Raw genomic sequence first — 26576 nt, 5'->3', positions numbered from 1 at the left:
CGCTCCCGAGGACCCGGCGGCGTACACGGCGATGGCGGAGAAGATCGTCGCGGCCGGCTACACCGACGGCGCCGCGGAGTCCCGGAACTGATGGCGGACACGGGCCCGGACGGACGGGCGCACCGCTACCTGATCGTCGGCGCGGGTCCCGGGGGCCTGCAACTCGCCTATTTCCTGCACCGCGCGGGCGCCGACTACATCGTGCTTGAGCGCGAGGCGGCGCCGGCGGCCTTCTTCCGGCGCTACCCCCGCCACCGCCGGCTGATCTCGCTCAACAAGGTGCACATCAGCGAGAAGGACCCCGAGATCGCGCTGCGCTGGGACTGGAACTCCCTGCTCAACGACTCGCCGGACCTGCAGTTCCCCCGCTACTCGCAGGAGTACTTCCCGCACGCCGACGACCTCGTGCGCTATCTCACCGACTTCCAGCGCGAGCACGGCCTCAACGTGCGCTTCTCCACCCCCGTGGAACGGATCGAGAAGGCGGACGGGCTGTTCGCCGTGCACACGGCCGACGAGGTGCTCCACGCCGAGTGCGTCATCGTGGCGGCCGGTTGGGGCGGCCCGTACGTGCCGGACATCCCGGGCATCGAGCTCGCCCAGGGGTACGAGGACATGCCGATCCAGGGGGAGGAGTTCACCGACCAGCGCGTGCTGATCATCGGCAAGGGCAACGCGGCCTTCGAGACCGCCCAGGCCATGCTCGGTCACGCCGCCGTCATCCACCTCGCCAGTCCCAGCCCCGTACGGCTCGCCTGGACGAGCAAGCACCCGGGCCACGTGCGCGGCCAGTACGGCGCGCTGCTGGACAGCTACTGGTTCAAGACCCTGCACGGCGTGCTGGAGTGCCGGGTCGACCGGCTGTGGCGCGAGGGCGAGCGGATCAAGGCGGCCATCACCTACACGCTGGCCGAGGACGAGAGCACGGTGCTCGAATACGACACCGTCCTGCGCTGCACCGGCTTCACCATGGACCGGTCGATCTTCGGGCCGTCCTGTCTGCCCGACCTCGTGCCGAGCGGCCGGATGCCGGCCGTCCGGCCCGACTTCCAGTCGGCGAACGTCGACGGGCTCTACTTCGCCGGCACGCTCATGCAGGCGCGCGACTTCAAACGTGCCTCGTCGGCGTTCGTCGACGGGTTCCGCTACAACCTGCGCACGCTCGCGGCCCTGCTGGCCGAGCGGTACGAGGGCGCGGAGCTGGAGCACCGGACGCTGCCGGTGGACGCCGACCAGCTCACCTCGGCGATGCTGGAGCGGGTCAACTACAGCTCGGCGCTGTGGACCCAGTTCGAGTACCTGTGCGACGTCTACGTCGTGGCGGACGGCCGGGTCACGCACTACGCGGACCTGCCCGAGGACTACGCCGTCGACCGATTCGGGGACGCTCCGCTCGCCTTCACCGTCACCCTGCGCTGGGGTCCCAGGGACGCCCACGCCGACGTGTTCGCCATCAAGCGGCACCCGGTGCCCGAGCGGGCGCACGAGAGCGCCTTCCTGCACCCGGTCGTACGGGCATGGCGGGGACGCGAGCAGGTCGCCGAGCGCCACCTGCTGGAGGACCTCCTGGCCCAGTGGCGCGATCCCGTCCGCCACGTGGAGCCGCTGCGCGCGTTCCTGGCATCGCTGCTTCCCGGCGCTTAGGCGCCTCCGTCAGTCCAGCAGCTGCGCGACGAGGTGGTCCACCACGTCCTCGGCGCGGCCCCGCCGGGCGTGGGCGGCCCACTGCCGGGCCGCCCCGGTGCCGGCCGCGTACAGGACCTTCAGCCGGGCGGTCACCTCGGCGAGGTCGCCGGTCTCCTCCAGGGCCGGGGTGACGTGCCGCAGCAGCGCGTCGGCGAGGTCGCGGGCGGGCCGGCGCACACCGGTGAGCGGGTCGATGCCGTGGCCGTCGAGGCCGTCCCTGGCCGACTGCCAGTAGGCGGCGCGCAGCAGCTCGGCCGACGGCTCGGGCCCGGGGTCGCCGCGCTCCACCCGTTCCAGCGCGGTCACCACCAGTCCCCGTACGACCATCGCGAGCAGCGCGGCCTCGGCCGCGGTGGCGGGCACGTCGGTCACCCTGACCTCGATCGTCGGCAGCCTGGCCGAGGGGCGGACGTCCCAGAAGATCGTCCCTGGGTCCACCAGCACCCCCGCCTCGGCCAGCGCGCCGGTCAGCCGCTCGTACTCCTCGAGTGAGGCGAAGTACGGCGGAGGGCCCGCCACCGGCCACTTGGTCCAGCACAGCGTGCGCCAGCTGGCATACCCGGTGTCCCGCCCCGCCCAGAACGGGGAGTTGGCCATGAGGGCGATCAGCACCGGCAGCCACGGCCGCAGGTGATTGCCCACCAGCACGGCGCGTTCCCGGTCCGGCAGGTGGACGTGGACGTGACCGGCGCAGATGCTCTGCTCGTCGTGCAGCGCGCGGTAGTTCTCGATGCCCACCCGGTAACGAGGACCGTCGATGATCGGCGGCGGGACGACGTCGCCCAGCACCGGCGTGCCCGACGCCACGACGGCCAGCCCCTCCTCGTGGGCGGCCGCCGCCACCGCCTCACGCATCCGGCGCAGGTCCTCCTCCAGCCCGGCCACCCCGGCGTGCGGGTCGGTCTTGGCCTCCACCTGGAACAGGGTGATCTCGGTGTTCGTCCGCTCACCCAGCGCCCCCGCGGCCCGTCCGACCACCTCTCTCGCCCGCGGCGCCGCCGCCCGGGTGGCGGGATCGACGACGACGTACTCCTCTTCCACGCCCATCAGCGGGCGGGCCGGGTCGAACGGCGCCGGCCCGGTCGTCACGGTCGTCACCGCCGTCATCCGCGCTCTCCGGAGACTCGGCTGCCGAGTAGTGCGATCATGAGGAAACCGTACCGAGCGGATTCCGCTCCGTGGGGCAAGCGGCCTTTCCCGATGAGGCGCCCGTCAACGGTGACGGTGGCGCCGGTGGTGCGCCTTGCCGCCGTGGCGGTGCTTCTTCCCCCGGTGCTGCTTCGCCCTGTGGTTGTACGGCTTGTCCGTCACCTTGAACTTCTGGAACCCGAAGTCGGGCAGCGTGATCGGCTTGGAGGGGTCGTCCGAGATCGGGACGACCACAACGTCGTGCCGCACGCCGTCCTTGCCCTTCAGGTGGTAGACGGCCTGCTTCGGCTCGCTCGGCGGGCGCATCAGGGGTGCGGGACCGGCGGCGTTCGGCATGGCCGCGGAACCGGCGGCGTTCGGCATGGCCGCGGAACCGGCGGCGTTCGGCATGGCCGCGGAACCGGCGGCGACCGGCATCGCCACGGGTGCGTACCTCGGCCCGTCGCCGGGCCCGTCATCCGGGCCGTCGCCCGGCCCCGTGGGGCCGTAGCCGGGCTCGTGGACCACCGTGTCGGGCGGCGTCGCACCACCTCCGGACGGGCCGGCGGGCGGCGCGGGGTCGGCGAACGCGGCCGGTCCGGCGATCAGGGCCGCGGCGAGGGCCGCGGCGGCCATACAGGTGATCATGAGTCTCCCCCGAGGTCACGGATCGTACGAGGAAGACGCTAGGCAGCCGACCGGCGCCGATCACGCGGGCGGCGCCCAATGTCGGGTCAAAGCTGGAACTCGTCCATTCATCGTCGTGCGCGGGCCCGGGCGACGAGGCCCGGCCCGGCGGGTCACGGCAGCGGGCTCAGGTGCACGACCTTGGTGTGCGTCATCTCGTCGAGCAGCTCGGGGCCGTACCCGAAGCCGTGCCCGCTGGAGCCCAGCGGCTGCGCCGCGCCACCGGGCGCCCCGCCGAAGACGGCGTTGATCTTCACCGTGCCCACCGGCAGCTCGCGCCAGGCGCGCTGGGCGTTGGCCATCGACGGGGTGAGCACGGTGGCCGCCAGGCCGTACCGCGACTCGCGGGCCAGTTCCAGCGCCTCGTCGAACGACTCGGTCACCCGCACCGCCGCGACGGGCCCGAACGTCTCCTCGCGCATGACGTCCATGTTCTCCGTGCAGTCGGCCAGCACGGTCGGCGGGTAGAAGGCCCCCGGCCCCTCGGGCACGTATCCCCCGGTCAGCAGCCGCGCCCCCGCCTCGATCGCGCCGCGTACGTGCCGGTCCACGACGTCGCGCTGGGCCCGGTCGACGAGCGGCCCGAGCGTGGTCTCCTCGTCCATGCCGGGCCCCATGCGCAGTTCCTCGGCCCGCTGCACGAGCGCGGCGAGGAACTGCTCGGCGATGTCACGGTGGACGTAGACGCGCTCGGCCGAGGTGCAGATCTGCCCGGCGTTGGCGAAGCAGCCGGTCGCGGCCTGGCCGGCCGCCCACTTCACGTCCACCCCGGCGTCCACGATCAGGGGGTCCTTGCCGCCGTTCTCCAGCAGGGTCCCGGCGCCGGTGCGCGCGGCCACGGCGGCGATGGCCCGGCCCGCGGCGGTGGAGCCGACGTGCGCGACGAGGTCGACCCCCGGATGCGCGGCCAGCGCCTCGCCGGGGTGCCGATCCCCGGGCACCATGGTCAGCACGCCCGGCGGCAGCTCCGCGGCCATCAGCTCCGCGAGCAGCGCCCCGGTGTGCGGCGTACGCTCCGACGGCTTGTGCACGACCGTGTTGCCGGTCACCACGGCCGCCCCGACGAGCCCGCAGGCGATGGCCACCGGGTCGTTCCACGGCGTGATCACCGCGACGACCCCGCGCGGCTCGTGCACCATCAGGTCGGTGGCGTTCCAGCCGCCCTGCAGGCTCCGTCCCCGGTGCAGCGGTCCCAGCTCGGCGTACTGCCTCAGGGTGCCGATCCCCGCCGCCACGCCGCCGCGGCTGTCGCCGATCGGCTTGCCCATCTCCCTGGTCACCAGCTCGGCCAGCTCGTCCGCGTGGGCCTCGATCCGGTCGGCCATGCGGTGCAGGCGGGCCGCCCGCTCGGCGGGAGCCGTACGGGCCCAGGCGGGCTGGGCGCGGCGGGCCGAGTCGACCGCCCGTTCCACGTCCTCGACGCACCCCGCGGGGAAGTCGCCGACCGGCTCCCCGGTCGCCGGATCGGCGACCGTGCGGTCCCGCTCGCTCGCGCTCGCCGTCCACTCCCCGTCGGTCAGCACCCAGCGATCCCTGTCCCGCACCCCGGTCCCCTCCCGTTGCCCACTACCCGTGCCCGCTCTACCCGTGCCTCGTCTACCCCCCGGCACGTACGGTTATCACCCGGCTTCCTAGACTCTCCGTATGCGACGGCCGAGCAGCACAGTGGTCGTGGTGGCGGGAGACCGGGCGGCCGAGGTGACGACGGCGCTCGACGGCCTGCACAACGTGCGGGCGATCCCCCGGGGGCAGCGGACGCCCGCCGAGATGACCGACGTGGTGACCCGTGCGACCGCCACGTACGTGCTCCACGACGCCGATCCGCTGGCCGAGGTCGGCGACGCGTGGACCGGCTTCTTCGACGGCACGACCCCCGTGGGCGGCCTGGAGGTCGCCATCGAGACGACGCTCGGCGCGCTGCGCGCCGAACGGCTGGTGCTTCCCGATTACTACGTCGTCCTCGACCCCGACGGCCTGACGCCGACGCGGCGGCACTGGTGGCTCGGCGTGCTCGCCGGGGCCGCCCCGGCCCGGGTGGTGCCGAGCCCCGCCTCGGCCGGCGCGGTCAAGGAGACGCTGCGCACGCTGTCCGCGGGCCGCTGGTGGCCCTCGGACCTCGATGGCTGGCTGCGCGGGCTGCCCCGCCAGGTCCCCGACCGCGTCGGTCTCCCCGGCGTCCCCTTCTGAGCGACGGGACGGCCGGCCTACAGCGCGGTGAAGTCGGCGAAGTCGAAGCCGGGGGACACGACACAGCTCACCAGCACGCCCTCGGTCCCCGCCGGACGGGCGGCCTGCCAGGTGCCGGCGGGCACCACCGCCTGCGGAACCTGCCCGTTCTCCACGTCCGGGCCCAGGACGACGACCCGCTCGTCCCCGGGCCGCTCGCCCGCGCCACCGAGGACGAGCGTCAGCGGCCCGCCCCGGTGCCACAGCCACACCTCGTCCGACCGCACGGCGTGCCAGGCGGACTCCTCACCCGGCTCCAGCAGGAAGTAGATGCCCGTCGCGGTCGCCCGCGCGCCGCCGTACCCGGGAGGTTCGACGGTGGCCGCCGCCCGCCACGTCTCGCGGTACCACCCGCCCTCGGGGTGCGGCAGCAGCCCGAGCGCCTCGGCGACCGGGGGACGCGCCTGGACCGCCACGAACGCTCCCGTGACGTCCCGGCGCAGGAACCGGAGGGGCGCGCCGGGGTCGTCCTCGTCCACCGCCACGACGGGATCCGCGCCGGAAAAGGTCGCGGCGGCGATCCGCAGCGCCTCCTGGTCGTCCGCCGCGGGGATCCCGGGGCCGCCGGGATAGGCGTCCAGCGTCATCAGCAGCACGCGGCCGATCGTACGGCGGCCCGCCGACACGCGTCGACGCACGGCGCTCCCCCGGCACCCCGGCACGCACGGCGTAGCCGCGACCCGCCGCCGCGGGCCGGCGCGGCGCTCCCCGGCGCACGCGCCTGCAGCCGGCGTACGGCGGCTATCGGACGTCGAGGCCGAGCGCGGTGGCGATCGTGACGGCCTGCGGCACGTCGATGACCGCGCCCGCGACCTCGGCCGTACGCGGGTCGAGCGAGGACAGGTCGCTGCCGCGCAGGTCGCAGCGGGAGAAGTCGGCCCGGTGCAGCCAGGCGCCGGACAGGTCGGTCCCGCGGATCGTCGCTCCCGCACACCTCGCGCCGGTCAGGTCGGCCTCCCGCATGCGCACGTCCACGAACGAGACGCGGCGCAGGTCGGCCCCCGGCAGGCCGGTGAACGACCAGTCGCCGCCCTCCACCTTGAGCAGGTCGTAGGAACAGTCGTCGAACATGCTGCCGACGAGCTTGCACCCGGTGAAGGCGGCGTCGAAGAACGAGCACCTGACGAACGTGCAGTTCACGAACGCGGAGTCGGCGTGCTCCGAGACGTTGAACCGGACGTCGCGGAAGGTGCACTCGAAGAACTCCGCGCCCCGGCCCGACGCCTCGGTCATGTCCACCCGGACGAAGGCGACGTTGCGGTGGCTCTCCCCCGACAGGTCACGGCCGTCCCAGTCCTCGGACTCGATCGTGCTGTCGGTCGGCGCGGCGGGCCTCCCGTACGGACGGTCAGCCACGGCTGCCTCGATGGGAACGCATGCGCCGACAGTATCGCCCCTCCCGGCGTTACATGATCGTTACGGAATGGGTCGCACAAAACAGCGGTTTCACACGTTCCAAGTCAGTGCAAACCGCTGTGAAACACCCTATGAGGAGTAGACCGTGAACACCCTCCGGCGGGCGGCCCACGTCACACTCTCCGTCGCCGCCATCGCCGTCGCTACGGCCTGCTCGGCGGGAGGCACACCCACTCCCGCCGCATCAGTCACTGGTGCGGCCGGTATCGCCACTCAGGCTCCGGCCGCTCAGGCCCGGGACGCGGCCAAAGCGACGGCGGCGAGCGCCCCGCGCGCCGCGTCCAGGACGGCGCGCAAGGCGGGAAAGCCGAAGCTCGGCATCGCCGACATCACCCCCATGGGGGAGAAGGTCGAGCGGGTCGGCGTCGGTTTCCCGATCATCGTCACCTTCGACCGTACGGTCCGTAACCGGGCGGCCGCCGAAGCGGTGCTGCAGGTCCAGGCCGACAAGCCCACCGAGGGCGCGTGGCGCTGGGTCTCCGACCGCAAGGTCGTCTACCGCACCAAGACCTACTGGAAGCCGCACCAGAAGGTCCTGTTCACCGCCCGGCTGAGCCAGATCCCCGGCAACGAGGCCGCCAAGGACGTCTCGCGCCGCTTCGCCGTCGGCACCGCCAACATCTCGGTGGTCGACACCAAGCGGCACGTGATGAAGGTGCGCCGCGACGGGAAGCTGGCCAAGACCATCCCGATCAGCGCGGGCCGCGGCGGCCTGCCGCGCAACGGCGTCGACGTCTACCTCACGACCACCGGCGTGCACCTCGCGATGGGCAAGAAGCGGGTCGAGACGATGACCTCGTCCTGGCTCGGCGTCACCGACCCCAAGGACCCGCTCTACTACAAGCTGGAGATCCCCTGGGCGGTCCGGATCTCCGACAGCGGCGAGTACGTCCACCAGAGCGCGGGCGACTACCAGTTCCTGGGCAAGTCGAACCAGAGCCACGGTTGCGTGCGCGCCACCCCCGCGGGGGCCAAGTGGTTCTACGGCATCAGCCAGCGCGGTGACGTCATCGAGGTCACCGGCACCAAGCGCAAGCTCGACTGGCGTAACGGCTGGAGCTACTGGCAGCTGAGCTGGAACCAGTGGAAGCGCGGCAGCGCGCTGCCCGCGGGCTCGGCGTCGGCCTCCGCTTCGCCCTCGCCCTCGGCCTCCCCGTCCGCCGGCCAGGACGCCCTGCAGGGATAGGCTCCGTTCTCCACGGCGCTTCCACCCCCGGTCCGTGCGACCCCGGGTGGGAGCGCCGCGTGTTTTCAGGCCGTGCCGCTCGTCCATGACTCCACGGTCGCTTCGGCGATGGCGTGTATGCGTTCGCCGTACGCCGCGTGCCCGTCGGACACGAAGCTGCCGTCCCTGAACGGCATCCCGGAGAAGCCTGCGCGGAAGGACCCGGGGGAGCCGCCCTGGGGGATCGGGCCGTACGCCGCGAAAGGCGCCATGTCGTAGCCCGACCGCACCCCGTGCTTGTTGCGCGCCACCTGATGCGCCGTCACGCGCAGCAGCGCGTCGAGGCCCTGGTCCAGATAGAGCCGCAGCATGCGGAACTGCACGTCGAGGTACTTCTCGTGGGCCCGGGAAGGGTGCTGCAGGAGATACGCGCAGACCACGACCGCGTGCCACTGGTACATCCGGGGATCGGCCTGTTCCTCGGCCAGGATCGCGTAGTAGTAGTCCGCGCACTCGCCCAGCGGACCGGCGGCGGCGCCGCAGTCGCACTGGCCCGTACCGGGGCTGTCCGTCATGGCCCGCACCCTAAGCGGCCGGCGACGGCCACGTCGACGCCATTTCCTCCTCCGGAGCCGGCCGGTGACACCTCTGACGCCCGCTCGGTCCCTCCGTCACGGTTCAGAGAGCACTGCTCTTGACAGGCTCGCACGCAATAGAGAGCATCGCTCTCGATAAAGAGCATATATCTCGATTGGAGACGTCCGTGTCGCTGCTCTATTCGGGCCCGTCCCTTGCCGTCCTGCACGACGAGTACGCCGCACGGGGACGCCTCGACCCCCGCGCCCAACTGATCTCCTCCTCCCACCTGGTCGTGGATGCCACCGCGGACCGCGTCTGGGAGGTCATGGCCGACCTGCGGGCATGGCCGTCGTGGGCCTCCCACATCCGGATCACCGAACTCGGCGAGGTGCGTCCCGGGGCGTCCTTCCGGTGGAGGCTGAACGGCGTGCCCCTGCGGTCGCGGTTCGCCGTGGTCGAACCGGCACGGGAACTCACCTGGACGGGCACCTTCCTCGGCCGCTACAGGGCGGTGGACCGGCACGTCCTGGAACCGCTGCAGGGCGGGGGCACCAGGATCACCGTGGAAGAGTCGCTCGCCGGCCCGCTGCTTCCGCTCTTCTACCGGGAGCCCATGCTCAGGGCGAACCACGAGCGGTGGCTCTCGGATCTCGCCCGCGCCGTCGCCTGAGCCGTACGGCGAACGTAGATATACCGAAAAAGCCGGAATTTGCTTTTTCTCGTCACTTCCACATACGCCGACGGCCTGTGGAAAAAGTCGACGAGGGTCGCCGGGCGGTGCTTTGATGAGCAGTGGTACAACAAACGCCGGGCAAAGGGCATACAAATGCTTAAGATGCTTCTCCAGCACATGGCGACGCTGCTCGACGCCGATGATCTGCATCTGGGCGACGACTCACACGCGCTCGACCAGGATGACGATTCGGACGAAACGGAAGATCTGGATGACGACTTCTGACGTTTTCCCGCAAATCTTCCACAGATGAGAAAGCCCCCCAAATGACGTTCACACTGCATGACGTACGCTCTCGGACATATAAGGCACGCGACGCCTGGTGGACCGTTTTCCTGGTGGATCCACTGGCGGGCAGGCTGGTGGTGACGACCGCCAACCGCACGTCCGTCACCCCGAACCAGATCACCTGGGGCGCCTTCGTGCTCGGTCTGGGCTCGGCCTGGTGCTTCCTGCGGGCCGAGTGGCCGTGGCTGGTCGCCGGCGCCGTCCTCTACCACGTGAGCTTCGTCCTCGACTGCATGGACGGGAAGATCGCGCGGCTCAAGGGCACGGGGACGGTCCTCGGCGGCTGGCTCGACTACGTCTTCGACCGCATCCGCGTGCTGGCCTGCACGGCCGCTCTGATGTGGGGGCAGTACGCCGCGACGGGGCAGGACGTCTTCCTGGCCCTCGGCATCGCCGTGGTGTTCCTCGACATGCTGCGTTACGTCGACGCCCTGCAGATCGCCAAGGTCCGCCGCCAGATGCGCCGGGCGCTGCGACAGGCCTACGAGGAGTCGGCGGGCGGCGGTCCGGTCACGCTGCCGGCGTCCCTGTCGCACGACGACCTCGACGCCGACCCCGACGAGATCAGGATCCGCCTGACGGACGCCGTGGACCTGCAGAAGGAGTTCCGCGACCGCTTCTCCTGGTATCCCGGCCTGCGCGAGTGGCTGCGTGCGCACCGGATCCGCACGCACCTGGTCAGCGGCATCGAGTTCCAGATGGCCGTGTTCATCATCGGCCCGCTGACCGGCGCGGTCATCCCGGTCACGATCGGCGCGGCCACCCTGCTGCTGTTCTTCGAGGCCGCCATCATGTACAAGCTCGTGCTGTCGTCGCGGGACCTCAACCGCGCGCTGGCCACGATCCGCTCGTCCGCCGAACCGTCCGTCTCGGGCAGCCCCGCCGGATGATCGTCCCCGGCGGTGTCCGCGCCGGTAGAGGTGCCCTCGGGTGGGGTAGCGGTGGGGACATGACCGAACGTGAGGAACCCGCCGCCCTGCCCGACCCCGATCACCGCCGCCCCGAAGGGCTGGACGACGTGACCGTCGACGCGCTGGGCAGGCTCAGCAAGGCGCTGGAGACCATCCACCGGGTCAGAGGCCATCTGTACGCCTTCCACCAGCTCACCGGGACGGCGGACTTCGAGCTGGACAACGCCGTACGGCTGCTGCGGCAGGCCGGCCACGACAAGTGGGCCGACCGGATCGAGCGCGAGCTGATCGGCCGCAACGTCATCCAGGGCCGCTGGACCTTCCAGATCGTCGAGGAGTACGACGACGGCTACTACGCGACCTTCCAGGAGCTGGAACGCCAGGCGCGCAACGAGCTGGCCGGGGGAGTCCGGCACCTCTACGAGGCCGAGCTGAAGCAGCAGCGGCGCACACCCGGACAGCCCGGCCACGAGACCACCCCCTGAACCCCGGGCCGCTCATCGGCGCATGCCGCCTCAGGAGGCGCGCTCCGACAGCACGGGACGATCCCAGGAACGCGCTCCGCACCGCGGGGTGCACCCCCACGACCGGCCCTCGCGCCGCGAGCACCGACCGTGCCCGCGCATGCGCGCGTCAGGGATCGCGGGGCGGCGTTCCCACCCGGGCGGTCCGGCCGTGACACCTCACCTCGGGGCGGTGGGGCTCATCCGGAGACCCGGTCTCCGGTGGCGTCGACGTGGTGATCGGCCCGTCCGCCGAGCAGGTGCTCCCGTCCCCACTCGCCGAGCGGCGCCAGTGCCTCGTTCAGCGTGACGCCGAGCGGGGTCAGGGAGTATTCGACGCGCGGCGGCACCTCGTCGTACACCTCGCGGTGCACGATGCCGTCGGTCTCCATCTCCCGCAGGTGCGAGGCGAGCACCTTCTCGGTCACGCCGGGGAGCATCCTGCGCAGCTCGCCGAAACGGCACGCGCGCTCGTTCAGCGCCCAGAGGATCGAGCTCTTCCACTTCCCGCCGATCACCTCCATCGCGGCGTCGATCCCGCATCCGGACGCGCCGGGACGCCGTGCGGTCCGCATGCCCCACCCCCTCCTGGCTGCTCGCTCACCCCGGGGTAAGCACCCACTCGAAAGTGCGTACTTGATCGGCTCGGGGCTCGTGACCAGCCTAATCGGCATGACCCACAACGCTGAGAAGTCTCCGCTGTCCCTCCTCGGGCTGGGCGCGATGGGCGGCGCGCTCGCCCGCGCCTGGCTCGCCGCCGGGCATCCTCTGACCGTCTGGAACCGCACGCCGGAAAGGGCCGAGGCCCTGGAGGGCGCCCGTGCCGCCGCTACCGCCGCCGAGGCCGTGGCGGCGAGCGATCTCGTGGTCGTCTGCCTGCTCGACCACGCCTCGGTCGGCGAGGCCCTCGCCGACGCCGACCTGTCCGGCAAGGATCTGGTCGACCTGACCACCGGCACCCCGGAGGAGGCCCGGTCCCGCGCGCGGTGGGCCGAGGAGCGCGGCGCGCGCTTCCTGGACGGCGGTGTCATGGCGGTTCCGCCCATGGTCGGCGTGCCGGGCTCCGGCGCCTACGTCTTCTACAGCGGCTCCCGGGCGGTGTTCGAGGCCCACGCGGGCACGCTGGCCGTGCCCGCCGCCACCGTCTACACCGGCGAGGACCCCGGGCTCGCCGCTCTCCACGACGTGGCGCTGCTGAGCGCGATGACGGGCATGTTCGCGGGGGTGGCGCACGCCTTCGCGCTCGTCCGCGAGGAGATTCCCCCGAAGGGCTTCGCCGACCTCGTCGTGGGCTGGCTGAAGGCGATGGCCCCGTACGCGTACGGCGTCGCCGACCACCTGGACAGCGGCGACTACACGAAGAACGTCACGTCCAACCTGGCGATGATGGTCCGGGGCAACGCGACCCTGCTGCGGACGGCCGAGGAGCAGAAGGTCAGCCCCGAACTGCTCACGCCGTTCATGACCCTGATGGAGCGGCGGCTCGCGGACGGCCATGCCGGCGAGGGCACCACGGGGGTGATCGACCTGTTGCGCGTCCCCTGAGCCGTCCCCTGGGACCCTGGCGGCTCAGGCCGGAAAGTTATCCTCGCAGGAGGATGCCGACCGCGTCGTTTGCGAGGTGAGGCCGTGACCGAACGCAAGCCCCTCGGAGTGAGCTTCGAGTCGTGGATCGACCGGCAGATCCGCGAGGCCACCGAACGTGGCGAGTTCGACGATCTGCCGGGCGCCGGCAAGCCCATCCCCGGGCAGGGCAAGCCGCACGACGACATGTGGTGGATCAAGCAGAAGATGCGGGCGGAGAACCTGTCGTTCCCGCTGCCGGGGACGCTGGCGCTGCGCAAGGAGGCCGAGGAGGCGAGGGCGGAGGCGCTCGGCGCGCGCACCGAGGCCGAGGCGCGCCGGATCGCCGAGGAGATGAACGTCAAGATCCGCGACAGCTACCGCAGGCCCCTGTCCGGTCCGCCCGTCGTGCAGCCGCTCATCGACGCCGACGAGATCGCCGCCGAGTGGCGGGCCCTGCATCCGGTCGCCGAGAGGAAGCCCGCCCCCGCGGCCGCTCCCGAGAGGCGTCCGAAGCGTTCCTTCCTCCGGTGGTTCGGCCGCCGCTGATCCGCCGCCGACCCGCCCGGTCCCGGACCTGACGAAAGTCAGGTGAGGACCTCCCGATCGCCCGCTGTGCCGCCCCTCCGGCCGCTCATACCGTACGTGACCTGCGAACGGAAACTCGGAGGGGAAACACGGTGCGGATGCGCAGGATCGCCGCGACCGCCGGCCTGGCCGGTGTGCTGCTGCTCATGACGGGGACGACGGCGACCGCCGCGGCGGGAACGACGACGGCGACGGACACCCCGGCACGGACGACAGGCCCGGCCGGGCGGTCCGGCCCGACCACGGAGTCCGTCGACCGGTACGTACGCGACTACATCCGGCGCACGGACCTGCCCGGGGCGGTGGTGACGGTCGTCAAGGGCGACCGGGTCGTGTACGCCGCCGGTCACGGCCACACGGCAGGCGGCGAGGCGATCACCAAGGACACCCCGATGCCGCTCGCCTCGCTGTCCAAGTCGTTCACGGCCCTCGCGGTGCTGCGCCTGGCCGACGAGGGCAGGATCGACCTCGACGCCCCGGTCCGCCGGTACCTGCCGGAGTTCACCATGGCCGACCCCCGGGCTCAGCGGATCACCGTACGGCAGCTGCTCCAGCAGACCTCGGGCATGAGCGACCGGACCTTCCCCGACATGACGCTCCCCGCGCCGGACGACCTCGAGGGCGCCGTCGCGATGCTCGGGACGGCTCCGCTGGCGGCGGCGCCGGGCACCCGGATGATGTACCACAACCCCAACTACACGGTCGCGGCACGGCTGGCCGAGGTGGTGTCGGGCATGCCCTTCGCCGATCTCATGGCCGCCACGGTGTTCACGCCGCTCGGCATGGCGTCCACCCGCACGGTGGACACCACCGAGGACCTGCCCGGCGCGGGCGCCGGGTATGTCCGGGCGTACGGCCGGGTGATCGAACGCGCGCACCCGAAGTGGTTCGTCAACGGCTCCTACGGCGTCGTCAGCACGGCGGACGACCTGGCCAAGTGGCTCATCACGCAGACAGGCGCCGGCCGCGCCATCCCCCGCGACCTCGTCGAGGCCACCCAGGCCCCGTCCGGTGTGGGCGGCAGCACGTACGGCATGGGCTGGTCGGCCCAGCGGACCGCGGGAGGGGCGCCGATGCTGCGGCACACCGGCTGGCTGCTCACGCACAACTCCGCGCAGACCGTCCTGCCCGGCAGCGGGTACGGCATCGCGGTCGTCACCAACACGGGGATGATCTCGGGAGACGACGCGCTGATCATCAGCGACGGCCTGGTCGACCTGATCGAGGGGCGGCCCGACGCGGGCGCCGCGCCCTTCACGACGTCGGTGGACCCCTGGCTGGGCGCGCTGTCGCTGCTCAACCTGGGCCTCGGCGTGGCCGGGGTGGTACGCGCCCCCCGCTGGACCCGCCGTCGCCCCGGCCGGCCCGCGTGGCGGATGGTCGCGCGGCTGGCGCCGTACGCGCTGCCCGTCGCGTTCTACCTCGGGCTGCCGGCGCTGGCCACGGTGGTGCTCAACCGGGTGGGCACGCTGGACCAGTTCACCTACGTCTGGCCCGCGCTGTACGTCTGGGCCGTCACCGGGGCGCTGGCCGCCGTCGCCGTCGTGGCCGCCCGTCTCGTCCACGCCGTACGGACCCGGCGGCGGGCCGTTGATAGCGTCCCGGCATGAGCATCGGTGAGCCGGGCACGATCCGCGTCCTGCTGGCGGACGACGAGGCGCTGATCCGGGCCGGCATCGCGGGCATCCTGGCGACGGCCGGCGACATCGAGGTCGTCGCCGAGGCGGCCGACGGGCACGAGGCCGTCGACCTCGCCCTGCGCCACCGTCCCGCCATCTGCCTGCTCGACGTCCGGATGCCCCGCCTCGACGGGCTGGCGGCCGCCGCCGAACTGCGCCGCGTCCTCCCCGAGGTCGCCGTCGTGATGCTCACGACGTTCAACGAGGACGACTACGTGACGAGCGCGCTCGGCTCCGGCGCGTCCGGCTTCCTTCTCAAGTCGGGCGACCCCCGCGAACTGATCGCGGGAGTCCGCGCCGTCGCCGCCGGCGGCGCCTACCTCTCCCCCGCCGTCACGCGGCGGGTCATCACCCGCCTCCGCGCGCGCCCGCTCGGCACGGAGGCCACCGCCCGCGCTCTGGTGGCCGGGCTCGGCGAGCGCGAGCGGGAGGTGCTGGCGCTGGTCGGGGCCGCCCTGTCCAACGCCGAGATCGCCCGGCGCCTGCACCTCGTCGAGGGCACGGTCAAGGGATACGTCAGCCAGATCCTCGCCCGCCTCGGCCTCCGCAACCGCGTCCAGGCCGCGATCCTCGCGTACGAGGCGGGCCTCGTGCCCGAGGCTCCGCTCGACCGGAGGACGTGAGGCGGTGCGGACGTCCCGTCTTCTCGACCTCGGTGTCTGGCTGGCCGTCTCCGCGCCGCCGGTGGCGTCGGTCGTCGACGACATCCGCGACGGCGCCCTCGACGGCGCCCTCGACGGCGTCCTCGATGGCGTCCTTGTGGGCGGCGACCCGCGGCGGGTGGCGGCCGCGGCCGTGGCCGTCCCGCTGTTCGCGGCCGCCACGGCGGTGAGCCGCAGGTGGCCGCTGGCGGCGCTGGCCGTACCGGTGGCGGTGAGCCTGGCCCTGGACGTGCAGATGGTCGGCCCTCTGCCCTGGACGTGGGCGGCGCTGGTGGTCTTCGGCTACCTGGCCGGGCACCGGATGGCGATCGCCCGCCCGGCGCTGTGGTTCTTCGCCGTCGTCGCCCTCGCCGGGCTGCCGCTGTCCGCGCTCGTCCTGCGCGACCTGTGGGGCTGGCCCACACAGCTCGCCACGCTGCTGCTCGCGGTCGTCACACCCTGGCTGCTCGGCCGGTGGCGCCGCCAGCACACCGAACTGGTCCGCACCGGCTGGCGGCTCGCCGACCGGATGGAGCGTGAGCAGCAGGCCGTCGCCGACCGCGCCCGCCTGCGGGAGAGAGCGCGCATCGCGGGCGACATGCACGACTCGCTCGGCCACGATCTGACGCTGCTCGCGGTGCGCGCCGGCGCGCTGGAACTCGACCCCGGTCTCGACCCCCGGCAGCAGGCGGCCGTACGCGAACTGCGTGAGGCCGCCGCGGCGGCCACCGAGCGGCTCCGCGAGATCATCGGCGTGCTGCGCGCGGACGACGAAGGCGCCCCGCCCTTCGACGCGACGCCGCCGCGTGAGGAGAGCGTGGAGACGCTCGTCGAGCGCGCCCGCGACTCCGGCGTGCCGATCGTCGCCGAGCACCTGGGCGGCACCGGCGACCTGGCTCCGATGACCTCGCTCGCCGTGCGCCGCGTGCTCCAGGAGGCCCTGACCAACGCCGCCAAGCACTCCCCAGGCGCGACCGTACGCGTCGCTCTCGCGTCCGACGACGGCGTCGTCACGCTCCGCGTGGTCAACGACCCCGCCCCGGCGGCCGCCCCGCCGGACGTCGCCCCTGGTGGCTCTGGTCACTCGGGTGGTTCGGGGCTGGTCGGGCTGGCGGAACGGGTCCGGCTGGCCGGCGGCGTCCTGCGGGCGGGCCCGGCCCCCGGCGGGGGTTTCGAGGTCGCCGCTCAACTGCCCGTCGACGGCGTGCGCGCGGACGACGGGTACGCGCGGGCGGCGGGTCCCCGCACCCCCGTGACCACGTCGGCCCGGGAGCTCGGCCTCGCCCGGCGACGGGTGCGGCGGCGGCTGGTCCAGGCGGTCGTGGTCCCCGTGGCCGTGCTGACCGGGATCTTCGTGCTCCTGATCCCCCTCGGCTTCGCCGGCTCGTCGTTCTCCGTCCTCGACCCCGCGACCTACGATCGGCTGAAGGTGGGCGAACCACGCGACGACGTGCTGTCCCGGCTCCCCGTGTTCACCAGGGACGGCCCGCCGGACGGCGCTCCCGGCGCACCACAGGGCCGGGACTGCGCGTACTACACCATGGGGGCCGATCCCGCCCGCGCCTATCGTCTGTGCTTCGCCCACGGCCGGCTCGACTCCAAGGCGGTCGTTCCCGGGCCGTGACACGACGTTAAGCAAGATCCAAGCCGGTTACAGGACCGTGCCGCCATTCTCCTGACACAGACGGCGTCCGCCGTCGGTGGACAGGAATGCGACGAACGGCCTCGGCCCCGGTTTTTCCGGCGGTGGTCGCCACGACGTCGCGAGACGATCTGGAGGGCTCACGTGCCCGATGCTCTCGCCCGTTTCCGGTGGCCGGCGGCCCCGCCCGCAAGCGTGGACAACCCGCTGGGCGACGTCTTCTGCGTGTCGTTCTTCCACGGGCTGGACCCCGCCGAGGTCGCGGCCCGTCTCGACTCCGCCGGAACACCGGTGCGTTCGATGACCTTCGGCGAACTCGACGACGAGGTCACGGAGTTCGTCGAGGGGACCGACGGCGGCCACGGCGGCGGGTACGTCGGCGTCACCCGGATCGGCGAGTGGAGCGTGATGATCGAGTTGTGCGGCTGGCACACCTGCCTGGGCGAGAACCTGGCACGCCTCTCGCAGGGCTGTGAGGCCGTGGCCGTCGGACGCCACGACTACGCCGAGCACAGCTTCCTGTACGCCGTGGACGGCGAGATCGTCACCGCGTTCACGCCGCACGCGTCGGTCAACCGCTGGGGCAGCGACCCCGATCGGCTGAAGGAGCCGATGCGCAGGGTCGGGCTGCCGCTGACCGCCACGGCCGGGAAGGCGGCCTGGGACGTGCGGTGGGACGACGCGCTCCCGAAGGCGTTCGCGCTCGCCGCCAGGATCACCGGGGTGACCCTCACCGCGGACTCCTTCGCCGGGCCGCTGCTGGTCGCCTCCGTCTCCGAGTGGTCCCAGGTCTAGGTCTGTTGTCGGTGTCTTGTCGTCGGGCTCTGCTACACACGAGGCATGACCTCACCCGCCGCCCAGCGGCTCGGCATCGTGCCGTCCGTGTTCGCCGTCCAGCACCTGCCGCAGGCGACGTTCCCCGATGACGACGACTGGATCGCGCTCGTCCGCGCCCCGGAGGGCCTCACGGTGATCCGCGAGGCCTGGCCCACGGGATCCGGCGATCGGTGGATCGGCCTGTACGGCGGGGGAACGGGCCACGACCTGGACGTCCCTGGCATGCTGGCCGCCATCGTCGGCCCTCTCGCCGAGGAGGCCATCCCGGTGTTCGTCGCCTCGACCTTCCACGCCGACCTGGTCCTCGTGCCCGAGCCGAGGATCGAGGAGGCGGTCGCCGTGCTGGAGAAGTCGGGGCACCGGGTGGACACCCGCCACCTGCGCTCGCCCGGCTCCTGACCGTCGCCGGGACGCCGGGTCACGGCATCAGGGGCAGCTTTCCCACGATCTTGTCCACCCGGTTGCGCGGCCCGACCACGCTGACCGCGTAGTACTCGACGTCGTCGGCCGCGGTCTCCTTCATCGTGGCGAGGTAGTCGGCGTAGACCCTCGTGTGCTGGGCCGCGGCGGGCATGTCCGCCACGAAGCATCCGGCGGACGCCGCGGCCTTCGCACGGATGGCACGGAGCGTGGCGGCGTCGGCGGCCAGCACCGAGCACCCCGCCCAGGGCAGGCCCGGGTGCGCGCCGCCGTCGGCGTCCACCGCGTCGTCGCCGAGGAGCCCGGTCACCGCCGTGGAGGTCGCCGCGGCCACGCAGACGGCGGCGTTCACGGCACGGCCGGCGGGAAGGTCGCCGTCGACCACGATCACCCATTTGAGGCGGGCCGCCCGGGTCGGGAGGGCCGGGTCGATCTCCTCGGGGGCGAATCGGACACCCGTGGTTGCTCCTTCAACGGCTGTCATCCCGCTCTCCTATCCATCCGTTCGATAGTTCCCCGCAAATGCTAGGCACCCGTACGATTGACCTGCAACGAACCCGTACTTATATCGGGAGAAGGGGCGTAGACGCGGGCATGGACGAACTTGATAAGGCGATCCTGGCGGAACTGCAGTCGGATGCACGGAAGACCAACCGTGACGTCGCCGCCGCGGTCGGGGTCTCGCCGACCACGGCACTCGACCGCACGCGGGCGCTTAGGCAGCGCGGCGTCATCCGGGGGGCGATCCTCGACGTCGACCTCGCGGCGATCGGGCGTCCGGTCCAGGCCCTGATCGCCATCCGCGTACGTCCCCCCTCCCGGCGCAACATCGAGGGCTTCCGCAACTGGGTCAGCGCGCTCCCCGACACCTTGGGCGTCTACGTGACGACCGGCACCGAGGACTTCATCGTGCACGTCGCCGTGCCGGACAACGCCAGCCTGTACGCGTTCGTGATCGACAAGCTCACCGAGCGGCCCGAAGTCGCCGACGTCCGTACGTCGATCGTCTACGAGCACATCCGCAACACCCGGATCGGCCCGACCGGGCCATGATGCGTTCTTCGCCCGCGCCCGTGGGGGCGTGAGTCCCGGGGGCGCCCCCTGAGTCCGGTCCGCCCGTCCGGAAATCCGATTGCCCGCGACCCCCGTGGCTGCGAATACTCCTCTTGGTCAGGAGCTGGGGGGGAGCACGGTGCGGACGAGGGTGCGCAGACTGTACGCCGACGGGCGAGAGTGCGCGTGGACGGCGCAGATCAACCACGTGGCCGGCGAGCGTGACTGTCACAGGTGCGTCCGCCTTCGTGTCTGGGGTGCCGGGAAGAACAGCCGCGCACTCCAGGCGGATCTGTTGTCCACGGCCGTCCTGCCGTGGGGGTGCGCGACCGACTGCGCCCACCCGACACCGAAGGACGTGCGCAGGGTCGTCGACTACGCCATGGCGCATGGGTGGGACCCCGGCCTCGCCGGCGGGACCTTCTTCCTGAGTGAGAGCGAACACGCCGCCGAGTTCGAACTGGACGGCTTCCTCCTCACCGATCGCCTTCGGGACGACGGGGCGCCGGATCCGACCGAGCGGGTGTTCCGAGCCCGCGACAAGCGTGAGAACGGTGCGGTCGCGCCTGTGCCCGACCGGCAGAACACGGCCGTCTGATCATGCGCCGATAACTACTATTGATCACCGCATGCACGGTGTTGTTCATCCGCGAGTCCCGGCGCGCACGGGCGATTGAGGGGGTGTGACCCGGATGGGCCTGGACATCGAGAGCCGGTCGTCCGACTCGCCGTACATCGAGCGGGTGTGGCGGAGCAGCAGCCGTGACGTCGAGGAGATGACGGCGGTCGCGACGGCGCATTGGGACCTGGTCTTCTGGGAGCATCGCGGCCAGGTGAGCGCATCCGTCCAGGGGCCGGAGTCGAGGGCGAGCTCGGCCCCCGTTCCCGAGGAGGCCACGTTCTTCGGGATCAGTTTCTCGCTCGGCACCTCGATGCCCCATCTTCCGGTCAGCCGGCTCGTGGACGGTGCGGCGGAGATCCCCAATGTGACGCGCAGGTCCTTCTGGCTGAAGGGGTCCACCTGGCACCTGCCCGACTACGAGAACGCCGAGGCCTTCGTCGAGCGGCTGGTGCGCGAGGGTGTCGTGGAGCGCGACCCGCTCGTCGCCGCGGTGCTCGGCGGCGCGTCGCCGGACGTGTCCGAACGCACCGTGCAGCGGCGCTTCGTGACGGCGACCGGGCTCACCCGCGGCACCGTGCGGCAGATCGACCGCGCCCGGCGGGCGGCGGTCCTGATCCAGGATGGCGTGCCGGTCCACGACGTGATCCACGATCTCGGCTACTTCGACCAGCCGCACCTGGCGCGGTCCCTGAGCCGTTACATCGGGCGCACCGCCAGGCAGTTGAGCGAGCGGAATCCGGCGCAGCCGCTGTCACTCCTCTACACGCCCTGACCGCTCGCCCCGGGCGCCGTGCCCGGTCGTCGCCGGAGCGGCAGCCGTACGGCTGCGCGGCGGGTCAGAAGTGCGTGGTGACCCCGAACGCCGCACGCAGGCTCGCCATGTCGTGCAGGTCGCGGTCCCTCGGCTCGTAGCCCTGGTGGAAGGCGACCTGCTGGCCGACGGACAGGCAGCGCACCCGCACACCCTCGATCGTGCCCGTGACGAAAGCCTCGGCCGGGTAGTGGAGCGCCGCGCCGCGGTCGTCCAGGTGCTGCACGGCCGAACCGTCCTCCGCGATGTGCAGCGGATGGAGATCGAGCTCGTGCCCGTGGCCGTCGGTCATGACGAACCTGGCCGGCCGCCCGGGCACCACGCCGGGCCGTTCGGCGTACCCGAGCGACTCCAGCTCGCCGACCACCAGCCGCTCCTGTTCGGCGCGGTGGAGCAGGTCGAGGTCGTGATGCTCCCGGGTGACGCGCCCGACCAGGACGTCGATCCCCCAGCCGCCGCCGACCCAGACGTCGCATCCGGTGGTGTGCAACGCGTTCAGCACCCGCAGCATCTCGCCGAGCGACAGCACCGCTTCACCGCCTCTCATCCCGATCTTCGGGCCACGCTATCCCGGCGGCCGGTGACGCCGGCGGGCCGCCGCCCCCGAACTCACGGCGCGGACTCGCCCCGCACCAGCTCGAAGAGCTGAGACAGGCGCCCGAGCCCCGCCGCGGTCCGCAGCACGTCGGAGTAGTCGCGCAGATGGACGATACGGCCGTCGCGGGCACGCAGGACGAGCACGAACCGGGAGGAGAACGGCTGCCCGGTCGCGTGGTTCACGCCGTCCATCTCACCCTCGGAGATGACCACTTCGGCGTCGGCCGTCTCGTGGACGCACATTCCGCGAAATCCGGTCAGCGGTGGCGCGGAGACCGACCCCCACGCCGCCCTGAAGCCCGCGCGGATCTCCTCGCGTCCGTCGTACCGCTGCGACGGACCACGATGCGGCGTCCAGAACACGAACTCATAGGTCGCCTCGTCGGCGAACAGGTCGGCGAGCGAGTCGGGCGAGAAATCCAGCATCGCCTGATGGAAACGGTCGAGCAGTTGCCGTGGAGTAGCGAGCACGCTGTCCCCTTCATCGCTGCGAATGTCGGCTCGACGAACGTAGACCGAAGGCGATCTCTCGGTCAACAAGCGTAGAGTCGAAATAGGTCCGAGGCGTCGCCTCATGGGTTTCCGGCACCTCCGTCACGCCGAACAGGCCGCGACAGTGGTCGTGGCCGCCGGCTCGGCCGTCACGTGCTGGACCCGCGCTCGCGCCATCGCCAGGAAATCGCGGGCCGCCGATGTCTAGTCTTCTCGGGGTGGCGCTGGTCTGGCTGGTCCGGATCGTGGTCGGCGCCCACCCCCGATACCTGTCCGCCCTGGCCGCCGGGAAAGGTGATCCCCGTTCCCCGTCTGTGTCGGGTGGGGTTCGGCGCGCCACTCGAGCGGGTGCCCGGCGAGGAGAAGGACGCTTTCCTGGAGCGCGCTCGGAGCGCGGTCATCACGATCGGAAACACCCGACATGCCATACGTCTTCTGGATGACGATCGCCGGAATGGTGACCGTGCTCACCGCGGCGACAACGGTGGGAGCGGTGCCGGCCCGGCGCACCGGCCCGGGGACACGACGGTGCTGAACCTCAACCAGCGGATCACCGCCTGGTGGGTCATGCTCGCGGTCGCCGGCACCGGGATCGTCGCGGGGAGCCACGCGACGATCGCGCTGTTCGCGCTGTGCTCCCGGGCCGCTGTTCCGGCAGGTGCCGTACGCCTTGGTGCGCTCTTGAACAATTCACGATCGAGCTGTTAGCGTCACTAACCAACTCTAAAGGCTGGATTCAGGGCGATTTAGGACTTTCGACGTCGAAGCCAGCCAGACCGCAGCAATGGTGCCGCGGTCTCACCGTTCTAGGAGCAACCCATGCAGCATGCCCTGCCCAAGCGACGCCTCGCGGCCACCGCCGCGGCGTTCGCCATGGTGGGTGCCGCCTTCCTCGGAGGCGCGACCGGCTCGGCGAGTGCGGCCACCACCGACGAGCCGGCCTCGACACCGGTCAACGTCGACATCCCCGACGGGATGCTCATGAGCTACGTCGTCAACGCCCGGATCGCCAACCCCGGCCAGACTCGTCTCGTCGAGCGCGCCGTCGAGGCCGCCGGAGGCGTCGTCGTCCAGTCCTGGCCCGAGATCGGTGTGGTCGTCGCCCACTCCGACCGCGCGGCCTTCCGCGCCAACGTCACCGCCAAGGGCGGCAACGCGGTCGCCTCCGTCGGCGCCACCCGTACGGCCGGGGTCTCCGAGGGGACGCCGGCCGACCTGGCCGCGCCGTGGGGCCCCGGCGCCAACGGGTACAAGAAGGGTGCCAAGAAGCCGGACAACGGCGACATCCCGTCCGACCCGCAGCCCGGTGAGAGCCTCGACCCCAACGAGGGCGTCCAGTGGGACATGCAGATGATCAAGGCTCCGCAGGCGCAGGCGATCTCCGACGGCAACCGCAACGTCCTCGTCGGGGTGCTCGACAGCGGCATCTCGCCGACGCACCCGGACCTCAAGGCCAACATCGACGTCGCGAACTCGGTCAACTGCAGCAACGTCGGCCGCCCGGACCAGACACCGCTGGCCTGGCGTCCGACGACGAGCGACCACGGCACGCACGTCGCCGGCACCATCGCCGCCGCCCGCAACAACATCGGCATCGTCGGTGTCGCGCCCAACGTGCGCATGGCGTCCGTCAAGGTCGTCAACGACGACGGCTTCATCTACCCGGAGTACGCCGTCTGCGGCTTCATGTGGGCGGGCCTGAAGCACATGGACGTCACGAACAACTCCTACTACGTCGACCCGTTCGAGTTCTGGTGTGACGACCAGCCCGACCAGGCCGCCAGCAAGGAGGCCGTCCGGCGCGCCGTGCGGTGGGCCACCGAGCAGGGCGTCGTCAACGTCGCCGCGGCGGGCAACTCCAACTACGACCTCGCCAACAAGAGCGTGGACACGGGCAGCCCCAACGACGCGCCGAAGCCGACCGTGCGCACGATCAACAGCGGCTGCAACGACATCCCGGCCGAGTTCGACGGCGTCGTGACGGTCGCGTCCCTGCAGCGCGTGGGCACCACGCTGGACAGCGTCCGGTCGTCCTTCTCCAACTACGGCCTCGGCAAGATCGACGTCGCGGCTCCCGGCTCGTCGATCTACTCCACGACGTGGAACACCCGTACGGGCACCGACGGCTACGGCACCAAGAGCGGCACGTCGATGGCGAGCCCGCACGTCGCCGGCGTCATGGCGCAGATGAAGTCGGCGCACCCGTCGTGGTCGCCGGCTCAGATGATCACCGAGCTCAAGGCGCGGGCCGTGCCCAAGCCGTGCCCGCCGAACACCGCGGCCTGCACCGGCACCGACGACAACAGCTTCTTCGGCGCCGGTGTCGTCGACACCCTCGCGGCCATCAAGTGAACTGACTGAGTGACACCATCACGCCGGGCCTGCGCCGTCACGACGGTGCAGGCCCGGCGCCGTGCTGCCGGTGGCGCAGAACTCGGCGGTGTAGGCCTTGTCCATCAGCGCGATCTGGTTCTCCACCCCCCAACTGCCATTGATCACCCAGGCGAGCGTGTGGGCACCGCCCTGCCGCCCGGTCACGCCGGTGAGATAACCGTCGAGGGTCCCGCCGTGGCCGTACACGGTGATCCCGCAGGGGAGCCTCGTGATGATCACGCCGAGGCCGTACTTGTCCATGTCCGAGCCCGCACGGGATCGGGGCACCGGCGTCAGCATCTGACGCAGGAGAGACGAGGGCAGCAGACGCCCCGCCAGCAGGGCCGAGAGGAAGCGGTTCAGATCCCCGACGGTCGAGATCAGGTCGCCGGATCCGGGCGCGAAGCTCGTGTTGAGCACGGTCGCGTCCTTGATGACGCCGGAGTCCGGCATCTCGTAGCCGTGCAGGTAGGGAGGGGCTATGGACGAGGATCCGCCGGGGAAGTAGGTCGAGCGCAGGCCCAGAGGCCGGATGATCCGCCGCGTGATCTCCTCCGCGTACGACCGGCCGGTGACCCGCTGAATGACCATCCCGAGCAGGACGTAGTCGGTGTCGGAATAGTTCCAGGCCGTCCCGGGCGGGAACAGCGGGGGATGGGAGACCGCGACGCGGACCAGCGCGTGCGGCGGGAGCCGGCGGGACGGATCACGCTCATAGGTGTGGCTCAGTTCCTTGTCGGTGGTGTAGTCGAAGAGGCCGCTCGTGTGGTTCAGCAGCATCCGCAGGGTGATCCGCCGGCCGTCGTTGCCCTTGCCGTCGACCAGGCCCGGCAACCAGTGCTCGACGGTGTCGTCCAATCGGAGCCGATCCTCGGCGACCAGTCGCAGGACCGCGGTGGCGACGAAGGTCTTCGTGATGCTCCCGGCCCTGAATCGCGAATCGGGCCGCGGCGCCGTGCCGTTCCGCACGTCACCGACTCCGATCGCCACGTCGGAGGTCCGCTCCCGGCTCCGTGCCTGCGCCAACGCCCCCGGATAGTGGTTCCGGCGCACGGCCTCGGTCAACACCGCGCGCAGGGCGGAGTCTCCGTCCTGATCCGGAACCGGAGGGGGAGACGTCGGGGGGCCGAGAGACACCACGGCGAGGGCTGCCACCGCCATGACCCGCAGAGAGGCCTTCGCGCGAAACGGTGTTCGCCCCATCCGCCCTCCCCCGGCTCGATGCCCACCCGGCCTGTCCGCCCGTCACCGCGGGGCCGGGCACGCTCCTGCCACCTCCACGCGACCAGTCAATATCGCCACGATCGCCCATCGAACAAGAAAGACGTAAACAACGTTAAAGCCCTGCAGAAAACAGTGCCGAACACTCCGCCCTCTTGCCGACAAGTTTACGTCCGTGTTGCAACGAATGTGGCACCGGGAGTGATACTGAAAATACGACAGGGCACGTCGGACGCGCTAATTCGGCCACGCCCGAGCGATCATTTCTCCGAAGCCCGGAAGCAAGGAGATTACAATGGAAAGAGCGATGATACTCAAGGCCGCCGTCGACGATGAGTTCCGGGCCGAACTCATGGCGGATCCGACCGCCTTCGGTATCGAGGTCTCCGCGTTTCCCGACCCGATCGAACAGCCCGATCAGGAGTTACTGAAATCCTGGACGGAGGGTGCCGCCGGCGAAATCTACGCGTGTCCGGGCACCCATCACTGCATCCATACGCACGTCTGCCGCAAGACCTATTAGGCGCCGAGCAAGAAGACACCGGCATCGGCGCGGCCGGCCGTCGTCGTCCGCGCCGCCGCCCGTCGGTGACCATCACATGCCCGAATACGCGTGCTCATCGGGAACCCCTACGGCTGTGCGTGTCATGTCACAGCAGGTGCGAACGGAGAAATACGCGCCGGCCGCGGCCGGCCTGCCGTCCGTCGCGTACAA

Annotated in this window: 30 protein-coding genes; 19 read left to right on the top strand and 11 right to left on the bottom strand. The window is 71.5% G+C overall.

Features of this window, described 5'->3' with window-relative positions:
- The first annotated feature begins 90 nt into the window (after nucleotides 1–90).
- The gene (locus AAH991_RS26820) at nucleotides 91–1644 is read left to right on the top strand and encodes an NAD(P)-binding domain-containing protein (RefSeq protein WP_346228677.1); all 1554 of its coding nucleotides are present in this window, start codon (nucleotides 91–93) and stop codon (nucleotides 1642–1644) included.
- Nucleotides 1645–1653: 9 nt separating this feature from the next.
- Here the strand turns inward: AAH991_RS26820 and AAH991_RS26815 are convergent, their stop codons facing one another.
- From AAH991_RS26815 to AAH991_RS26805, 3 genes are all read right to left on the bottom strand, one after another.
- Complete coding sequence (locus AAH991_RS26815) at nucleotides 1654–2793, bottom strand: carboxylate-amine ligase (protein ID WP_346228676.1); 1140 nt, start codon at nucleotides 2791–2793, stop codon at nucleotides 1654–1656.
- 105 nt (nucleotides 2794–2898) lie between these two features.
- On the bottom strand, nucleotides 2899–3462 hold the full coding sequence (locus AAH991_RS26810; RefSeq protein ID WP_346228675.1) for a hypothetical protein: 564 nt from the start codon (nucleotides 3460–3462) through the stop codon (nucleotides 2899–2901).
- Between the two features lie 152 nt (nucleotides 3463–3614).
- The gene (locus AAH991_RS26805) at nucleotides 3615–5045 is read right to left on the bottom strand and encodes an aldehyde dehydrogenase family protein (RefSeq protein ID WP_346228674.1); all 1431 of its coding nucleotides are present in this window, start codon (nucleotides 5043–5045) and stop codon (nucleotides 3615–3617) included.
- Between the two features lie 100 nt (nucleotides 5046–5145).
- On the opposite strand from AAH991_RS26805, the gene AAH991_RS26800 reads away from it, so the two are divergent.
- Complete coding sequence (locus AAH991_RS26800; RefSeq protein WP_346228673.1) at nucleotides 5146–5688, top strand: hypothetical protein; 543 nt, start codon at nucleotides 5146–5148, stop codon at nucleotides 5686–5688.
- 17 nt (nucleotides 5689–5705) lie between these two features.
- Here AAH991_RS26800 and AAH991_RS26795 read toward each other — a convergent pair whose 3' ends face one another.
- Entirely contained in the window at nucleotides 5706–6365 is a 660-nt protein-coding gene (locus tag AAH991_RS26795; protein WP_346228672.1) for a cupin domain-containing protein, read from the bottom strand.
- 103 nt (nucleotides 6366–6468) lie between these two features.
- On the bottom strand, nucleotides 6469–7083 hold the full coding sequence (locus AAH991_RS26790) for a pentapeptide repeat-containing protein (protein WP_346228671.1): 615 nt from the start codon (nucleotides 7081–7083) through the stop codon (nucleotides 6469–6471).
- A gap of 145 nt (nucleotides 7084–7228) precedes the next feature.
- On the opposite strand from AAH991_RS26790, the gene AAH991_RS26785 reads away from it, so the two are divergent.
- Nucleotides 7229–8329, top strand: coding sequence for a L,D-transpeptidase (locus AAH991_RS26785; RefSeq protein WP_346228670.1), 1101 nt, complete (start codon nucleotides 7229–7231; stop codon nucleotides 8327–8329).
- 65 nt (nucleotides 8330–8394) lie between these two features.
- Here AAH991_RS26785 and AAH991_RS26780 read toward each other — a convergent pair whose 3' ends face one another.
- The gene (locus AAH991_RS26780) at nucleotides 8395–8883 is read right to left on the bottom strand and encodes a DUF5946 family protein (protein ID WP_346228669.1); all 489 of its coding nucleotides are present in this window, start codon (nucleotides 8881–8883) and stop codon (nucleotides 8395–8397) included.
- Nucleotides 8884–9071: 188 nt separating this feature from the next.
- Here AAH991_RS26780 and AAH991_RS26775 point away from each other — a divergent pair, with 188 nt between their 5' ends.
- The 3 genes from AAH991_RS26775 (at nucleotide 9072) to AAH991_RS26765 (ending at nucleotide 11304) form a co-directional block, all read left to right on the top strand.
- Entirely contained in the window at nucleotides 9072–9557 is a 486-nt protein-coding gene (locus AAH991_RS26775) for an SRPBCC domain-containing protein (RefSeq protein ID WP_346228668.1), read from the top strand.
- A 401-nt stretch (nucleotides 9558–9958) separates the two neighbouring features.
- Nucleotides 9959–10798 (top strand): CDP-alcohol phosphatidyltransferase family protein, encoded by an 840-nt coding sequence (locus AAH991_RS26770; protein WP_346228667.1) that lies wholly within the window; start codon nucleotides 9959–9961, stop codon nucleotides 10796–10798.
- Nucleotides 10799–10857: 59 nt separating this feature from the next.
- Nucleotides 10858–11304, top strand: a complete 447-nt coding sequence (locus AAH991_RS26765; protein ID WP_346228666.1) for a hypothetical protein — start codon at nucleotides 10858–10860, stop codon at nucleotides 11302–11304.
- Between the two features lie 218 nt (nucleotides 11305–11522).
- Here the strand turns inward: AAH991_RS26765 and AAH991_RS26760 are convergent, their stop codons facing one another.
- A complete protein-coding gene (locus AAH991_RS26760; protein WP_346228665.1) occupies nucleotides 11523–11897 on the bottom strand; it encodes a winged helix-turn-helix transcriptional regulator in 375 nt (124 codons plus the stop codon).
- Between the two features lie 97 nt (nucleotides 11898–11994).
- On the opposite strand from AAH991_RS26760, the gene AAH991_RS26755 reads away from it, so the two are divergent.
- The 7 genes from AAH991_RS26755 (at nucleotide 11995) to AAH991_RS26725 (ending at nucleotide 18671) form a co-directional block, all read left to right on the top strand.
- Complete coding sequence (locus tag AAH991_RS26755) at nucleotides 11995–12867, top strand: NAD(P)-dependent oxidoreductase (RefSeq protein WP_346228664.1); 873 nt, start codon at nucleotides 11995–11997, stop codon at nucleotides 12865–12867.
- Nucleotides 12868–12951: 84 nt separating this feature from the next.
- Complete coding sequence (locus AAH991_RS26750; protein ID WP_346228663.1) at nucleotides 12952–13434, top strand: DnaJ family domain-containing protein; 483 nt, start codon at nucleotides 12952–12954, stop codon at nucleotides 13432–13434.
- A 137-nt stretch (nucleotides 13435–13571) separates the two neighbouring features.
- Nucleotides 13572–15083: a serine hydrolase domain-containing protein gene (locus AAH991_RS26745; protein WP_346228683.1), complete on the top strand. Its 1512-nt coding sequence runs from the start codon at nucleotides 13572–13574 to the stop codon at nucleotides 15081–15083.
- Nucleotides 15080–15775 (top strand): response regulator, encoded by a 696-nt coding sequence (locus AAH991_RS26740; RefSeq protein ID WP_346228662.1) that lies wholly within the window; start codon nucleotides 15080–15082, stop codon nucleotides 15773–15775. Before AAH991_RS26745 ends, AAH991_RS26740 begins: the two co-directional genes overlap by 4 nt.
- Nucleotides 15776–15779: 4 nt before the next feature.
- Complete coding sequence (locus AAH991_RS26735; protein WP_346228661.1) at nucleotides 15780–17417, top strand: sensor histidine kinase; 1638 nt, start codon at nucleotides 15780–15782, stop codon at nucleotides 17415–17417.
- A 162-nt stretch (nucleotides 17418–17579) separates the two neighbouring features.
- Nucleotides 17580–18230 carry a DUF6461 domain-containing protein gene (locus tag AAH991_RS26730; protein ID WP_346228660.1) on the top strand — a complete coding sequence of 217 codons (651 nt, stop codon included), beginning with the start codon at nucleotides 17580–17582 and terminating at the stop codon, nucleotides 18228–18230.
- 45 nt (nucleotides 18231–18275) lie between these two features.
- On the top strand, nucleotides 18276–18671 hold the full coding sequence (locus AAH991_RS26725; protein WP_346228659.1) for an ACT domain-containing protein: 396 nt from the start codon (nucleotides 18276–18278) through the stop codon (nucleotides 18669–18671).
- Between the two features lie 19 nt (nucleotides 18672–18690).
- On the opposite strand, the gene AAH991_RS26720 is transcribed toward AAH991_RS26725, so the two are convergent.
- Nucleotides 18691–19176, bottom strand: a complete 486-nt coding sequence (locus AAH991_RS26720) for a DUF2000 domain-containing protein (RefSeq protein ID WP_346228658.1) — start codon at nucleotides 19174–19176, stop codon at nucleotides 18691–18693.
- A 110-nt stretch (nucleotides 19177–19286) separates the two neighbouring features.
- On the opposite strand from AAH991_RS26720, the gene AAH991_RS26715 reads away from it, so the two are divergent.
- The 3 genes from AAH991_RS26715 (at nucleotide 19287) to AAH991_RS26705 (ending at nucleotide 21139) form a co-directional block, all read left to right on the top strand.
- Complete coding sequence (locus AAH991_RS26715; RefSeq protein ID WP_346228657.1) at nucleotides 19287–19745, top strand: Lrp/AsnC family transcriptional regulator; 459 nt, start codon at nucleotides 19287–19289, stop codon at nucleotides 19743–19745.
- Between the two features lie 151 nt (nucleotides 19746–19896).
- The gene (locus tag AAH991_RS26710; protein ID WP_346228656.1) at nucleotides 19897–20343 is read left to right on the top strand and encodes a hypothetical protein; all 447 of its coding nucleotides are present in this window, start codon (nucleotides 19897–19899) and stop codon (nucleotides 20341–20343) included.
- A 94-nt stretch (nucleotides 20344–20437) separates the two neighbouring features.
- Nucleotides 20438–21139 (top strand): helix-turn-helix domain-containing protein, encoded by a 702-nt coding sequence (locus AAH991_RS26705; protein ID WP_346228682.1) that lies wholly within the window; start codon nucleotides 20438–20440, stop codon nucleotides 21137–21139.
- Between the two features lie 64 nt (nucleotides 21140–21203).
- Here the strand turns inward: AAH991_RS26705 and AAH991_RS26700 are convergent, their stop codons facing one another.
- Together AAH991_RS26700 and AAH991_RS26695 are read right to left on the bottom strand one after the other, a co-directional pair.
- The gene (locus AAH991_RS26700) at nucleotides 21204–21725 is read right to left on the bottom strand and encodes a nucleotidyltransferase domain-containing protein (RefSeq protein ID WP_346228655.1); all 522 of its coding nucleotides are present in this window, start codon (nucleotides 21723–21725) and stop codon (nucleotides 21204–21206) included.
- Between the two features lie 62 nt (nucleotides 21726–21787).
- On the bottom strand, nucleotides 21788–22246 hold the full coding sequence (locus tag AAH991_RS26695; protein ID WP_346228654.1) for a nuclear transport factor 2 family protein: 459 nt from the start codon (nucleotides 22244–22246) through the stop codon (nucleotides 21788–21790).
- Nucleotides 22247–22615: 369 nt separating this feature from the next.
- Between AAH991_RS26695 and AAH991_RS26690 the strand changes: the two genes are divergently transcribed.
- Both AAH991_RS26690 and AAH991_RS26685 read left to right on the top strand, forming a co-directional pair.
- On the top strand, nucleotides 22616–22975 hold the full coding sequence (locus AAH991_RS26690; RefSeq protein ID WP_346228653.1) for a hypothetical protein: 360 nt from the start codon (nucleotides 22616–22618) through the stop codon (nucleotides 22973–22975).
- Nucleotides 22976–23086: 111 nt separating this feature from the next.
- Complete coding sequence (locus AAH991_RS26685; RefSeq protein ID WP_346228652.1) at nucleotides 23087–24619, top strand: S8 family peptidase; 1533 nt, start codon at nucleotides 23087–23089, stop codon at nucleotides 24617–24619.
- Between the two features lie 18 nt (nucleotides 24620–24637).
- Here the strand turns inward: AAH991_RS26685 and AAH991_RS26680 are convergent, their stop codons facing one another.
- Nucleotides 24638–25801, bottom strand: a complete 1164-nt coding sequence (locus AAH991_RS26680) for a serine hydrolase domain-containing protein (protein WP_428834034.1) — start codon at nucleotides 25799–25801, stop codon at nucleotides 24638–24640.
- 355 nt (nucleotides 25802–26156) lie between these two features.
- On the opposite strand from AAH991_RS26680, the gene AAH991_RS26675 reads away from it, so the two are divergent.
- Nucleotides 26157–26384, top strand: coding sequence for a cinnamycin family lantibiotic (locus AAH991_RS26675; protein ID WP_346228650.1), 228 nt, complete (start codon nucleotides 26157–26159; stop codon nucleotides 26382–26384).
- Nucleotides 26385–26576 lie beyond the last annotated feature (192 nt).

The organism is Microbispora sp. ZYX-F-249 (assembly GCF_039649665.1).
GTDB lineage: Bacteria > Actinomycetota > Actinomycetes > Streptosporangiales > Streptosporangiaceae > Microbispora > Microbispora maris.
Note: the sequence above shows the minus strand (reverse complement) of the source record. Positions and strands in the feature narration are given on the sequence as shown.